General features: G+C 56.6%; 13 protein-coding genes and 1 pseudogene. 8 read left to right on the forward strand and 6 right to left on the reverse strand.

All coding sequences use genetic code 11. From position 1 onward, the window contains the following. Positions 1-218 precede the first annotated feature (218 nt). Positions 219-1,175 carry an NmrA/HSCARG family protein gene (locus tag AB8B29_RS33375; RefSeq protein ID WP_439007041.1) on the reverse strand — a complete coding sequence of 319 codons (957 nt, stop codon included), beginning with the start codon at positions 1,173-1,175 and terminating at the stop codon, positions 219-221. Positions 1,176-1,303: 128 nt separating this feature from the next. On the opposite strand from AB8B29_RS33375, the gene AB8B29_RS33380 reads away from it, so the two are divergent. Next, complete coding sequence (locus AB8B29_RS33380) at positions 1,304-2,188, forward strand: LysR family transcriptional regulator (RefSeq protein ID WP_439007042.1); 885 nt, start codon at positions 1,304-1,306, stop codon at positions 2,186-2,188. A 163-nt stretch (positions 2,189-2,351) separates the two neighbouring features. Here AB8B29_RS33380 and AB8B29_RS33385 read toward each other — a convergent pair whose 3' ends face one another. Then, positions 2,352-3,191 (reverse strand): SDR family NAD(P)-dependent oxidoreductase, encoded by an 840-nt coding sequence (locus AB8B29_RS33385; RefSeq protein ID WP_439007043.1) that lies wholly within the window; start codon positions 3,189-3,191, stop codon positions 2,352-2,354. 106 nt (positions 3,192-3,297) lie between these two features. Here AB8B29_RS33385 and AB8B29_RS33390 point away from each other — a divergent pair, with 106 nt between their 5' ends. From AB8B29_RS33390 to AB8B29_RS33400, 3 genes are all read left to right on the forward strand, one after another. After that, positions 3,298-3,420: a hypothetical protein gene (locus AB8B29_RS33390; RefSeq protein ID WP_439007044.1), complete on the forward strand. Its 123-nt coding sequence runs from the start codon at positions 3,298-3,300 to the stop codon at positions 3,418-3,420. 134 nt (positions 3,421-3,554) lie between these two features. After that, positions 3,555-4,250 carry an HAD family hydrolase gene (locus AB8B29_RS33395; RefSeq protein WP_439007045.1) on the forward strand — a complete coding sequence of 232 codons (696 nt, stop codon included), beginning with the start codon at positions 3,555-3,557 and terminating at the stop codon, positions 4,248-4,250. A gap of 376 nt (positions 4,251-4,626) precedes the next feature. Then, positions 4,627-5,199, forward strand: coding sequence for a GNAT family N-acetyltransferase (locus AB8B29_RS33400; protein ID WP_439007046.1), 573 nt, complete (start codon positions 4,627-4,629; stop codon positions 5,197-5,199). A gap of 117 nt (positions 5,200-5,316) precedes the next feature. Here AB8B29_RS33400 and AB8B29_RS33405 read toward each other — a convergent pair whose 3' ends face one another. The 3 genes and pseudogenes from AB8B29_RS33405 to AB8B29_RS33415 all read right to left on the reverse strand — a co-directional run. Beyond that, positions 5,317-5,838, reverse strand: a complete 522-nt coding sequence (locus AB8B29_RS33405; RefSeq protein ID WP_439007047.1) for a hypothetical protein — start codon at positions 5,836-5,838, stop codon at positions 5,317-5,319. Positions 5,839-6,043: 205 nt separating this feature from the next. After that, positions 6,044-6,463: a hypothetical protein gene (locus tag AB8B29_RS33410; RefSeq protein ID WP_439007048.1), complete on the reverse strand. Its 420-nt coding sequence runs from the start codon at positions 6,461-6,463 to the stop codon at positions 6,044-6,046. Positions 6,464-7,492: 1,029 nt separating this feature from the next. Next, positions 7,493-7,745 (reverse strand): annotated as a pseudogene (locus AB8B29_RS33415) (amino acid ABC transporter permease/ATP-binding protein); the annotation flags it as partial. A gap of 177 nt (positions 7,746-7,922) precedes the next feature. On the opposite strand from AB8B29_RS33415, the gene AB8B29_RS33420 reads away from it, so the two are divergent. Continuing rightward, positions 7,923-8,231: a DUF982 domain-containing protein gene (locus AB8B29_RS33420; protein ID WP_439007049.1), complete on the forward strand. Its 309-nt coding sequence runs from the start codon at positions 7,923-7,925 to the stop codon at positions 8,229-8,231. A gap of 260 nt (positions 8,232-8,491) precedes the next feature. Here the strand turns inward: AB8B29_RS33420 and AB8B29_RS33425 are convergent, their stop codons facing one another. Further along, positions 8,492-9,418 (reverse strand): LysR family transcriptional regulator, encoded by a 927-nt coding sequence (locus tag AB8B29_RS33425; RefSeq protein ID WP_439007050.1) that lies wholly within the window; start codon positions 9,416-9,418, stop codon positions 8,492-8,494. A 94-nt stretch (positions 9,419-9,512) separates the two neighbouring features. Between AB8B29_RS33425 and AB8B29_RS33430 the strand changes: the two genes are divergently transcribed. The 3 genes from AB8B29_RS33430 to AB8B29_RS33440 all read left to right on the forward strand — a co-directional run bounded on the left by AB8B29_RS33430 (position 9,513) and on the right by AB8B29_RS33440 (position 12,135). Then, positions 9,513-10,493, forward strand: coding sequence for a zinc-binding dehydrogenase (locus AB8B29_RS33430; protein ID WP_439007051.1), 981 nt, complete (start codon positions 9,513-9,515; stop codon positions 10,491-10,493). Between the two features lie 243 nt (positions 10,494-10,736). Then, the gene (locus AB8B29_RS33435; RefSeq protein WP_439007052.1) at positions 10,737-11,036 is read left to right on the forward strand and encodes a GCG_CRPN prefix-to-repeats domain-containing protein; all 300 of its coding nucleotides are present in this window, start codon (positions 10,737-10,739) and stop codon (positions 11,034-11,036) included. 475 nt (positions 11,037-11,511) lie between these two features. Further along, positions 11,512-12,135, forward strand: a complete 624-nt coding sequence (locus AB8B29_RS33440; RefSeq protein ID WP_439007143.1) for a plasmid pRiA4b ORF-3 family protein — start codon at positions 11,512-11,514, stop codon at positions 12,133-12,135. The last annotated feature ends 66 nt before the right edge of the window (positions 12,136-12,201 follow it).

A 12,201-nucleotide genomic window follows, 5' to 3' on the forward strand; every position in this document is an offset into this window, starting at 1 on the left:
CAGAAGGCAGCATCACAAACACCTTCAAGTCTTCCGCCTTGATATGAGGCGCCAGAATCAAGCTTGCAAAAGCAAGCATCAATCCTGAGTGCCCGCCGTAACTCATTGCAAGTTCAAGTTCGCATAAGATTAGGGCGCGACTTTAAGTGTAAGGCATATCGGCGACGTGCTTTGGCCGAGCCACCATGGCGAGGTGGCTACCGTTGCCGCGATGCCCTTTAAATGACGCCAAACGCTCTTCGACCACCGTCCCAGTTCGTTGTCCTGAGGAATTGCTCCCAGCTCAGGCTCGCTGGATTGATCCGTCGGCTCCATCCGAGGTCCCGGTCTTCGCGGAAATAACCGTACTCTACAGCATATTCCACCATGCCAATATTCTCCCGTACGAGCTCCTCGTTCTCTGCGAATTCAGGAAAGTGCCTGACCAGCTGCTCGGACGTATAGGCCGAGGCATATTCGGCCTTCAGCCCGGTAATGCGCGTGAACGTCTCGATCATTTCAGCCGGAGAAATGATGTCCCCGACGACCGGCAAAGTATGACCGACATAGGCTTCCGGGTGTTCGAAGATCTCCAGAACGGCAGGTCCCGTTGCCGTCAGCGGATCCACGAAGGGAGCTCGAAAATGCTCTGGCAGATACACGGGGAAAATCAGCGTGTCGCCATCCCGATGGGGGACGTAGTATTCTAGAAGGTTGGTATAGAAAAACGCGAGCTCGATGAAGGTACTACGGATCGGGAGCTCGCGGATGTATGCCTCAACCCTCGCCTTGTCCGTGAAGTGCGGAGCGAACTTGTTTCCTCCCGTGATGTTGTCGACATTCTCCAGGGAGCTGAAGACGACGTGACCAACGCCTGCCTCGACGCAGGCGTCGGCGAGTTCCTTCCCGATGTCGAACTCGTAAGCTGCCGGCGGGACGACACCCGGCGTCATGAGGAAGGCGCCATGCGCCCCGTCAAACGCTCTGACGAAATCCTGTTGGCGATTAATCGCCAGCGGCACTTCGAAAAGCTCAGCGCCTTGTTCCACCAGCCGAAGAGCCTCGGACGACTGTGTTCGGCTCGTCATAGCTCGGACACGGTACCGCCCGCTCGCCAACAAGGACTGAGCTACGCTGCGACCCTGCTTGCTTAGACCGCCAGCCACGACGATGAGGGGTTTGCTATCATACTGCATTCGGATCTCCATCACCTGTTGAAGCGGCCTCGGTGGACGCTCCTTATAAATCGGATATGGCAGCCACTGATCTATCTGTTAAATCGATTCTTTTTAGTGTTACAATCCATTCCATGGATACTACGCGAATGGATCTCAATCTTCTCGTCAGCCTCGATGTGTTATTGGCGGAGCGGAACGTCACCAAGGCTGCAGCCCGGCTCGGCCTAAGCCAGCCTGCGCTGAGCGCGCAATTGAACCGTCTCCGGGACCTGTTCGAGGACCCGCTGCTGGTTCCAGCACATCGGGGTATGATACCGACGGCAAAGGCGATCGAGTTATTGGGACCACTCCGGGCCTCGCTCGACCAGCTTCGCAGCACGCTGCAAAGTCACGACAGTTTCGTACCCCGAACTGCGGGACTGACGGTGGCGCTCGCCTGTACGGACTATGTCGAGGCGACGGTCGTGACCCCATTGATCCTGGCACTACGGGAGCAAGCTCCCAAGGTCCGGCTCGCCGTCCATCGCCTGAACCCGACGAGATTGGCAGGGCAACTCGCAGATGGCGACGTCGATCTTGCGATCGCCACTCCGGATCCAAGTCAGCCCAACCTTCGGACTCGGCATCTGTTTGATGAGACGTACGTTTTGATAGGGCGAGACGGGCACCCGCGGATTAGGGATGGGGAAACGCCGGAGGGCTTTGCCGGTTTGGAACAGGTGATGGTTTCCCCTTCGGGCGGCAGCTTTCTGACCTCGGTTGACGCCTTACTGGAAGCTCTTGGTTTCCAGCGCAAGGTGGTGGCTTCGGCAGCCTCATTTCTGGTCATTCCCGGAATTGTGGCGACGAGTGATCTCGTGGCCCTGGCCCCGCGGCGGCTGTTGCAGACAAGGCTGCCTCCGCTTGACGTCGTAGAAGTTGCTTGGCTTTCGGAACAGTTCGAGGTGGCAATGTTATGGCATGAGCGTTGCCACCAACATCAAGGCCATCGCTGGATTCGTGACCTCGTCCATAATCTGACGGCTCATTAGGAAAGCCGGCAGGGGGATAGCTTGTGGAGTCGAGAAAAGGTGTCGGGTGGTGGGCTGATCCCACCTGGAACCGGGAGAGAGCTTCTTACGCCTTGATGGGAGTCGAACCGGCGCCCCTTGTGCTGCACTGCCAAACGATTCAGTGCTGTGAGCCGGTGCGGTGTCAGAGCTTCTGTTGTTCGATCGCCGTGAAGCGCAGCGCCCTTCCGTCAGCCGCAACCAAGCTGTCCATTTCCCTTTCGAGCTCATCGCGATCATCGACGCCACGCAGAAGACGACCGGCAAGCACGTCGAAACGTCCTGCGGCGATATCCGCAATCAGAAGCGCAGCGCGTGAGGGGTCGACGTCAACGCCATCGTCGAAAAGCTGCTGGATGCCCGGCAGATAGGTTTTCCCGGCCTCTGATGATAGCTGCATTTCGGTCATCGCGCTTCGCACGAGCCCTGGATCGACTGCGAAGGCGCGCACGCTGTGAGCGATCGTCGTATCATTGAAGCACTCCGTCAGGCGCATAATGGCTGCTTTGCTCGAGGCGTAACCAGAGCCATGGGGAAAGCTGTTGCCGGTTCCGCCGCCCACAAGGTTGACGATCCGGCCCTTGCCCCGCGCCAACATTCTCGGCGATGCCGCGCGACATGTGTGGAAAGTTCCGCGCAGATTGATCTCCACGTCTCGCCACCAGACAAGAGGGTCACACTCCCATATCGGGCCGAAAGCCTGGAAAGAGCCGTGGTTATTGACCAACAGATTGACGGGACCCAATTCGGACGCGATCCGCGCAAAAGCCCTTTCGACGGCGCCATAGTCGATGACGTCTGTGGTCACAGCGATCGCTCGCCCACCCTCCCCCTCAATCAGCGAGACGGTTTCCTCGATTTCCGTCCGTGTGCGCGCAAGAACAGCAATTTTGGCGCCCTCCCGCGCCTGTTGGAGGGCGATCTCCCGGCCAATTCCCCTGCCGCCACCGGTAATAACCGCTACAGTGTCCGTAAGCCGAGCCATCTTACTCCCCTCGAATCGCAGAAGATTTTCGTCGTTCTCGCGAATACTATGTAGACGGTGGTGCAAGATGATCAATGCTGCGCCTCGGCTTCGTATGGAAGCGCGTATGTCAGCCTATCCAGCACCTTCAGCGGCGAGTCTTTGGGTCGTTGAAAGCGAGCCGATGACCAGGGTAGATTTCTGGGAGCTGTTCGACAATTGGACGACGCTTGCCATGAACGGTGAATAGCCCTTGATCGATGGTCTCCTTCCCCCCTTGCTCAGAAGACGAAACAGAATAACTGCCTTGTTGCGGAAGTTCTGATATAGCGATCTCACGCTCATCCAGCCCCGTAAACGCTCATTCGGAGAAAGGGATAGAAGATGCCCAAGTTAATCCCCAAGCCGAAGTTCATTACCTTCGACTGCTACGGCACCTTGGTGCAATGGCACTCGGCTTTGTTGACAGGAGTCCGCGCGGTCCTCGCGAAACACGTTGAGGTCATCGGGATGGAGGAGGCCCAGGTGACCGAAACGGTGGAGGCGCTCCGCACATTGTCGATGGAGCAACAGCAGCGTCCGCCCTACCGCCATTACAAGACTATCCTGCAATCCAGCTTGGCCGAGGTAATGGCCGGGAAGAAACTATCACCGCAACCGAGTGACGGAGAAACGCTGCTGTCATACCTGCGCACCATTTCGCCTCATCCAGAAGTGCCGGCCGTGCTGCAGCGTTTGCGAACCCAGTTTCGCCTTGCGATCATCAGCAACACCGACGACGACCTGATCGCAGGAACCGTTGCCGCGATCGGCGTTCCGATCGACTACGTGATTACTGCTCAGCACGCGCAGGCCTACAAGCCCGATCACCGGCTATTTCTTTATGCACATTCCGTCATGGGCGTAGCTCCAGAGGAGACCGTTCACGTTGGCATGGGACAGGTCACCGACCTGAAGGTCTGCCATGAACTAGGGATACGCGCCGTGTGGATCGACAGGTTCGGAGAAACGCTCAATCCCGACTGGACGCCAGAGGCTGTTTTGCCCGACCTGAGTGGTTTGCCTGAGCTCCTCGCCTGACCATTTGGCCTGAGCGCCGACCTCTGTTTTAGCGCGCCGATTGCGTACCTGTTGGTTATGGGATGGCCCGCCCTTTATCGGAGCGAAATAGCATGCCGAGTCTGCGTGACGGGCAGTTTCGACGCAAGCTTCAGTTGGTTCGATGAAGCACTTTGAGCCGCCGCGAGTGTCGGTGATTGTGCGACCCCCGTCATCAAGGGAACTTCCGTGCTGGCCGGCCTGTAGCGAAGCCAGACTGATTGTCTAAAGGTGAATCGCGGTCTACGCATAGAACTGCCTTTGCAACGCAACATTTCCTGTCGCATAATTTCGCTCGTTATCGGAGGAAGCCATGGGAGACGGAGATGCCCGGCGCGATCGCACAAGAGGAAAGCTATTGGCGATCGCTGTCGAAGTTGAAGACGTGCCCGATGGGGCCACGCGGCAGCTTATGGATCAGGGACTAGACGAATACAACGACAGTAAAGCTGGCGGTGACAACTCCCAAGACCTTTGGGTCATCGCACGCGATTCCGCAGGGACAGTGCAGGGTGGCGTGAAGGCGAAAACCTTTTACTCGTGGATGTTTATAGATTGGCTTTGGGTATCAAAATCAGCCCAGGGCGTTGGCATTGGTAGTCTGCTAATGGAAAAGGCGGAAGCAGTCGCTCGCGAGCGCGGATGTATAGGCGCTTATGTCGATACATTCAGTTTCCATGCTCCCGACTTCTACCGATCCAGCGGTTATGAAGAGTTTGGTCGGATAGAGGAACTGCCACCAGGCCACGCCTGCATCTGGCTGCGAAGGCATTTGCGAGGAAGTAGGCTACGGAAGCGACAAAACCGCCCCCGGATTCTAGAGATTTACCCTCCGTCCTTTTGGTTCAGCAGCCATTTATTGTGCCATGATCCCCATCAAATGAGACCGAAACGGAATATGGCTGCAAGCGAAGCGCCAAATCCGCAATGATTTCGACCGCCAGCGTTTTCGTTGCTGGAACGGGCGCTATCCGCTCATGATAGCTATCGGCGTCTAGCCGTTACCGCATAGGCATACATAGATGAACGGCGCACCGCCGGCGAATACTCACTTGTCGTTGTAGCGCTCGAGCATGCGACGCAACTGACTGTTCTGCTTGAGTAGTTTGGCAGAAAGCTGCGATCTAAGATCGTTAATCTCCTGGTCCAGTTCAATGGTTTCCTCGAGGACCGTCTTCTTCGTCACTTCCGGCCGCTGTGCCGCTTTTTTGACAACAGTCGGCTTGATGACGCCTTTTTGCGCCTGTACCGCGTTTGCGCGGTGCTCTTTCCGGTCTCCCGCCGATACGCTCGCACTTGGTTCCGGCACAATAGTCTGAACGACAGGCGCGGCCGGCAAACGCTGATCGTGCAGGTCCGGAGTCTCGTCTGATACATGCTCAGAAGACAAGGTATCCGTTTCAACTACCTCAGCTTCTTCAACTACCTCAGCTTCAGGAGGATTCGCCTGCTCGATCGATTGGTCATTGTCAGCGTGGAATGCGGAAATTGAATCAGGCGCTGTATTTGACCGAGCCTGCCGCAAGCGGTCCTGTGTGACCTCCTCCTTGCGTGGATCAGGTGTAGGCACGACCTCATCCACGAGCGCACTGGCTCTCTCGACCTTTCGGCGTGATGTAAAGCCTTTGATTAGCTGCCACGGTGATCTCATCACCCAACTCCCGACTCGCTTTCTTTGCTCTATAGTATCGAGCGGGAGACCAGGCTTGCAATGCAAGCCTGGTGTTTAGTCGTGAAGTGGCTCTAAATCGCCGCTCCTGCGGACATGTTTGCTATCAAGCCAGACCAAGCTTTTTGCGAAGATCTGCGTTTTCGGCGCGAAGCTTTTCCGACAGTGCCTTACGCAGTTTCTGGTTTTCGTCTTCGAGTTTAAGAAGATCCGCAAAACCATCCGTATCATGCGCAGCAGTCTTGACTTGCCGAGGGGCTCGCTTAGCGGTCTGAACCTTGGCAACAGGCGCTCTCTTAGCCGCCGGCGCAGCTACCTTAGCAACTGGTGCGGCCGCATCGGAGGCTGTCGTTTTCTTGCCCGGGCCACGCGTCTTCTTCACCGGAGCACTCACCGATGCATCTACAACTGCTTCCGCAGCGACTTTGGGCTTGCGCGGGGCGCGGGTCTTTTTCTCTTTTGGCTTCGAAGCTGCATCAGTGGACGCAATCTCGGCTGCAGGGGTCATGCTCGGGTCATCAGCCATGGTCAAATCCTCGGGGTGCGTAAATTTGTCGACTATACAAAGTCGTTGTCAATATGCTCGTAAGTCGTTTCGAACTTATTGACGCTGATTCGACATGCTTTTGCCAGGCGCCGATGTCTGTGCTGTGGGATGGTTCAAACCTACCACATCTTCAAGCTCAAACTGCGTACGAATAAGAGCGAGATGGGTGGGCTTCTCGGCCTTCGGTGTTTGCGCCGCGGTCGGCGGCTTCACGCCAACGCTCCCAACGATCGCTCGTCATTTTGCGTGGGAACAATTCCGCACCTATTGCTTTGATGAACCGACGGAACAGCCGAGCCCAAAAAAGCGCGCGGCCCTTTGGTGAAAGAGGATGATAATCTATCCGCACGATATCCGCGGCTTGATATTCGCCATCGTAATTTTGCTGGCTCCGGTAATAATCGGAGCGGCTTTTATTCTGCGCTGTCTCGGATGGATTCATTAGATTTTAAGCCTGACAATCGGCGTCCGGAAAAGCATCTCGTTGGGCTTCCCGGCATGCTCTCGTCGTTAGTGACGACCTTTCAGGTCATGTTCAGCTAAGCGGTGTAGCGCCGGGCCGTGACGAAACTGACGCCCCCAATCGAAGTTTCGCACACGGCGCCGTAATGGCGCTTGAGCTCTGCCTCGCATCAAGGGGCAGAGCTTTCCTTATTATCGGCTCGATCGATGAGTTTTGGCAGCAGCGTAAGGCACGCGATATCCGAGAATTGAGACGAATAAATTCGTCCCTGCAAGCAGCGGACGAGTGCATCCGGTCGCAGGATTATCTGTCGCTAAAATCAGTTGCTGGCCAACGAACCATGGACGGTCTCGCATGATGTCGGACATCGCCGTTAAGCACTTGCGGGCTTTTTGGAGAGCCGCAGCGAACTTTTCCTCGTCCGTTGGAACGCCTCTGTCAGGCTTCGACGTCCTTCGGCAGGTAAATAGGAAAGCACCAGGTATCGTCCTCCATGCGCTACCGAGTAGTCCGCCGACAGCGTGATGGTGAAAAACCCAGAGTGAGGGAACGGTGATCACCAGATAGAAGACACCGGCCAGCAGCGGCGGTGAGAGATTGCCCGTTGCGACGGCCTGGTCCTGGCCGACGCGAAAGATCTCGCGCTCGGTTGCCAATAGTCCGAGGAAGTAGGCTAGGCTCGAATCCTGACGTTGCCGATGAACTGGTTGACGAGGGCCGGAAGGACGCGCCGCACGCCCTGCTGAATGATGACCAACTGTATCCCCGACCGTAGCTCATGCTGAGCGCACGGCACGCCGGGATGATGACGATCCACCGATCGAAGAGTGCTGAGCCGTACGACACTACGACAGGTTTGAAGCGCTTCGAAGACAGACAGGCTGTTGTCGCCAGCCCACTGTCTTAATCACGACATCCTGTCCTTTTAAAATCTGGCGCAAAATGGAGCGCAGCTTGAGGTCAAGGAGGTTAAGCATGACGAGGACGCTATTCGATCAGCCCTTGTTTGCGCAAGGCCGGCATTTCATCGAAGAACTTCACGGGCTTGATGACACTTTCAATTTTCTGGAAAATTGGCCCGGCGAAAAAGGTGAATTAAAATATCAGACAATTCTGCGGGCATGTTCGGAGGCGGCATGCGGCCGTTTTCCGCTAGACGCGCTGCGCGAGAATCTCCGACGCTTTCTTGCCGGCGCCGGGTTGCTGGTGGGGATCGAGGATGTTTTGCAGTTCCAACATCTCACCGGAAATCAAGCCGTTGGCAACGACTTCCAAGAAAAATGAGCGCGTCTGCGTGGTTGGGCTCCTATGCTACTTCCGTCGTGCTTTCTTCATCGAATTTAAATGCCGATAGCTGTGACCATGTCGACCTGACGCATCGTTCGACACCTGAACCCAATAACTGCGGCCGCCTTAAGTGCCAATCTGCAGTCGTGGTTATTCCCTTTCGTCAGTCTAAGGCATCCGCGATCATTCCGGGTCTCCGCGTCATCGGGGGTACGAGGGGGTCGCAAAGTTGGCGTCTGACGGATCCGACTCGGACGCTATTTAACTTGTTTCGGTTGCAGTTGCGAGAAAGCGTCACTGTCAGACACCTGCGCCATCGCCCTCCACAAGGCGGCCGCGATCGGTCCTGGCCTTTTACCGGCCCTACGGGCGGCAACGATCTCTACAGAGCCGCCGCGGAAAACCCCGTTCGCAATGGATAGAAGGCGACCTTCCCGTATGTCCTTTGCGACCAGATAATCAGGCATATGCCCCCAGCCTAATCCTTGTCTGATTACTTCGCGCTTCATAATTTGATCAGTCACGGTACAGGTCCTTGCGCCGTCGAGTAGAAAGTACTCTCGCTCGGCCGGAAAGGCACCGCTGTCACGGATGACACATTGGGTGAAGTCGCGCATGCGCTCCACCGTCGCAGCTTCAACGGGGAATGCGAGGAAGCCTGGCGCCACCACCGGGATGAGTGTGACCGGCTGAAGCGGCAGCGTCTCGAAACGGGTGTCGCCGTGTTCGACATGATGAACAATCAGGCCGGCTTGGCCTTGCTCCAGCATGTTCCAAGGACTGGATAGTGTTTCAAACCTTAGATTCAGACGCGTCTGAGGGTGCTGCTTGAAGAAATCTTGCAATAAAGCGAGCGTAGGCGGCAAAGGTGTGAGATCCCCGATGACGATGGTGATTTCGATCTCGTCACCGGCCGCTACATGGTCAGCGTAAGCGTATAGATCGTTTATCTCCGAAAGCACGCGCCGTGCACGAGTTAGGAAAGCAGCACCTTTTTCTGTAAGGGCGAGCCGATAGCTGCTCCGGTCGAACAGGGCGAATCCGACCTGCTGTTCAATATTGCCTATCGCGGTGTGCAGGGTCGGATGTGTGCGGCCAATTCTCGCCGCAGCACCTTGAAGCGATCCTTCCGTCGCAACGGCATCCAGCATCCGAAGCTGAGTCAACGTCAAATCATGGGCCATGGCAAAATCTACAATGATTGGCGAAACTTTGTAAAATCCTTTCTGGGTGTCGACCTGTATTCCGGTGGATGTCGCACACAACGGAGATCAAGACATGCGTGCTATCGTCATCAAGCGAAGTGGAGGACCAGAGGTCCTGGCGATCGAAGAACGGCCCGACCCAGAGATGAAACCAGGCCATGTCCTGATTGAGGTCAAGGCCTTCGGCATTAATCAAGCAGAGATCTATTTTAGGCGTGGGGCTTGGGGGGAAGTTGCCGAGGTAAGCGGCATCGAGTGCGCCGGCGTCGTGAGGGCAGATGCATCCGGCTCATTGCGACCAGGCCAGGCCGTGATCGCAGTCGTCGGTGGCATGGGTCGAAGCTTGAACGGGAGTTACGCGGAGCTTGTCCTGGTACCTGCGACCCATGTCATGCCTGTCGACACCACACTCTCATGGCCGGAACTCGCAGCGCTTCCTGAGTCTTACGCGACCGCTTGGTCGGTGCTTGTTGGTATCCTGAACCTGCAGCGTGATCAAAAATTGGTTGTCCGCGGCGCGACCTCTGCTCTTGGCCAGGCGGCCTTGAACATCGCAGCTGATATGGGCGTACACGCTATCGGAACCACACGACGCCTCTCTCGCTCATACTTGATCGAGACAGCGGGCGCTCTTGAGGTCTTGACGGAGGCGTCAGACCTTTCATCAGCCGTTCGTCAGGAACACATCGATGGCGTCGACGCAGTCCTCGATATCATCGGTAATTCGACGGTGCTCGATTCACTGGCCACGCTCAAGCGCGGTGGCGAAACTTGCCTGGTGGGATTTCTGGGTGGCGGAGATGCACTTAACGTGCAGCCGGTGTTTCAGATCCCGAGCGGCCGGAGGCTTAGCGTCTTTGCAAGTGCCTTGGCGCTGGGTGGACTCGAGTTTCCCCTGTCGGAGGTTCCCTTTCAAATGTTCGCGGAAAAGGCGGCTTCAGGTGAATATCGGGCAAAGCCGGCTCACATGTTCGCGTTCGACGAGATTCGCGACGCCCATCGCCTGATGGAGTCAGGAGAAGCGAAAGGCAAAATTGTCGTGAGCCTGGTTTAAAGCCGTCGAGAGGAAGGTGTGCTCCGAAGATGCGAAAGGCGGTAAATCGATCCGCGGGTGAGCGCGTGATCAACGTCTGTCGACCGGATCGCGGTACACCTGTCACGTTGAAGTTTTATGATGTCGATGTAGCGCGCGGTCGCGGCCCTCCCAGCTCGAAAACACAAAATGGCCACCGTTGGTTCAGCGGGCATTCATGCGCGTTGTCCGAATATCGGATCCAGCACGCGCAAGGAGCAGGCAATGAAAACTCTGATTATCGCTTCAACATTTATCGTCGGCGGGCTATTCGGTTCGGTCGCCGAGGCAATGCCTTCTACATCCGTTCCGCTATCAGAACCTGTGGGTTTCGAGAATGTCGTCCGCGTGGACTATGCATGCGGTCGCGGATTTCACGAGAATCAGTGGGGCCATTGCCGCCCGAACGCCGATCGCGGTCCGCCCCGCGGTTATGCCGGAGAGAGATATGGATGGCATCGCCCGCCACCGCCACCTCCATGGGCCTATCGTCACCACCGCCACTACCACGACGACCGCTGGTAGACAAAAGCCGGTTCCGCGGAGTTCTTTCCGCTTCCCTACTGACAACGGTTAATCCAGGCGTCACCGAGTGTCGCGCGAGATAGGCAGGGCGTTTTCCCCGCGGTTGGCGCCTACCGTCGCGCGACTGCGGGGCGATAAATGAGCTGTCAACGCCGGCTGGCTGATCAATTCGCCAGCTTTCGCCAAAGGTTCGCGTCTTTGTGAATTTGATGGTTGATCGCTTAGCCTCTCAAGGCCGGCCTTGCGATCGACTGCGAGCTTGTCGCTATAACCAGAATTCCGCGGGCCTGCCGCGAAACCTCAGTGAGGCTTGAAGAGAATCGAAAACCGCAAAATAATTCATTCGGTTCTGGTATTTAGCGCCGCAAGAAGCCAGAATCCTCGCTTGCGGCGACTTGGACTAGCGCATCGATCATGACTCGGAGTTTTGGCTGATCGTCTTGACGATCTTCCCCCAACCCTGTTCATTCGTGCAATGTTCAAAGCCGCAAACGCTGTGCAGATCAGAGTTTCCATCGACGAGGTCGAGCCGGACGTCTGGCGCCGTCTGGTCCTGCCGGTCCATTGGAACCTGGAGCATCTTCATCTCGGTATTCAGGCCGCATTCAACTGGTGGAACTATCACCTCTATGAATTCCGCATCGGTGGTCTGCGGTATGGGGAAGTCGAAACCCTGACCGAGGACGCGACCGATGACGATCCTCGGGTCTTCGATCTGAGAGAGGTTCGCTTGCTGGACTTCGAGCAAGGTGCCGTCTTCAGCTACCACTATGATTTCGGGGATGGCTGGCGGCACACTGTCGCTGTGGAGGAGTTCTTGACGCTCGCATCTACGCCCAAACACGGGAGCTGCGTTGCCGGCGAAAGGGCGCGACCGCCTGAAGATGTTGGCGGCGTTTCGGGATATGAGCGGTTCCTGGACATCATCGCTGACCGGGAAGATCCCGAATATGCCGACACGATTCGGTGGTGCGGTGGCCACTTTGATCCCGAATGGTTCGACCTGTCGGCCACGGACAAAGATCTCCGCAATGCCCTACGTCCGAACGTCAAACGGCGTCTCTACCAACCGAAGCCGAAAGTTGCGCCGAAGAAATGAATTGGGCGAGCGTTTCAGCTGGAACGGCTTGAAAAGATGTGATTCGCCGCCCCTGTCACTGCGCAA

This window comes from Rhizobium sp. 11_C7_N12_5, from assembly GCF_051811145.1.
GTDB lineage: Bacteria > Pseudomonadota > Alphaproteobacteria > Rhizobiales > Rhizobiaceae > Rhizobium > Rhizobium lusitanum.

Bases quoted from the DNA above. Each gene is read 5' to 3' on its own strand.
- AB8B29_RS33425 (WP_439007050.1), bottom strand. From the start codon at position 9,418: ATGGCCCATGATTTGACGTTGACTCAGCTTCGGATGCTGGATGCCGTT.
- AB8B29_RS33435 (WP_439007052.1), top strand. From the start codon at position 10,737: ATGAAAACTCTGATTATCGCTTCAACATTTATCGTCGGCGGGCTATTC.
- AB8B29_RS33390 (WP_439007044.1), top strand. From the start codon at position 3,298: ATGTCAGCCTATCCAGCACCTTCAGCGGCGAGTCTTTGGGTCGTTGAA.
- AB8B29_RS33380 (WP_439007042.1), top strand. From the start codon at position 1,304: ATGGATCTCAATCTTCTCGTCAGCCTCGATGTGTTATTGGCGGAGCGG.
- AB8B29_RS33410 (WP_439007048.1), bottom strand. From the start codon at position 6,463: ATGGCTGATGACCCGAGCATGACCCCTGCAGCCGAGATTGCGTCCACT.
- AB8B29_RS33385 (WP_439007043.1), bottom strand. From the start codon at position 3,191: ATGGCTCGGCTTACGGACACTGTAGCGGTTATTACCGGTGGCGGCAGG.
- AB8B29_RS33430 (WP_439007051.1), top strand. From the start codon at position 9,513: ATGCGTGCTATCGTCATCAAGCGAAGTGGAGGACCAGAGGTCCTGGCG.
- AB8B29_RS33420 (WP_439007049.1), top strand. From the start codon at position 7,923: ATGACGAGGACGCTATTCGATCAGCCCTTGTTTGCGCAAGGCCGGCAT.
- AB8B29_RS33440 (WP_439007143.1), top strand. From the start codon at position 11,512: ATGTTCAAAGCCGCAAACGCTGTGCAGATCAGAGTTTCCATCGACGAG.
- AB8B29_RS33395 (WP_439007045.1), top strand. From the start codon at position 3,555: ATGCCCAAGTTAATCCCCAAGCCGAAGTTCATTACCTTCGACTGCTAC.
- AB8B29_RS33375 (WP_439007041.1), bottom strand. From the start codon at position 1,175: ATGCAGTATGATAGCAAACCCCTCATCGTCGTGGCTGGCGGTCTAAGC.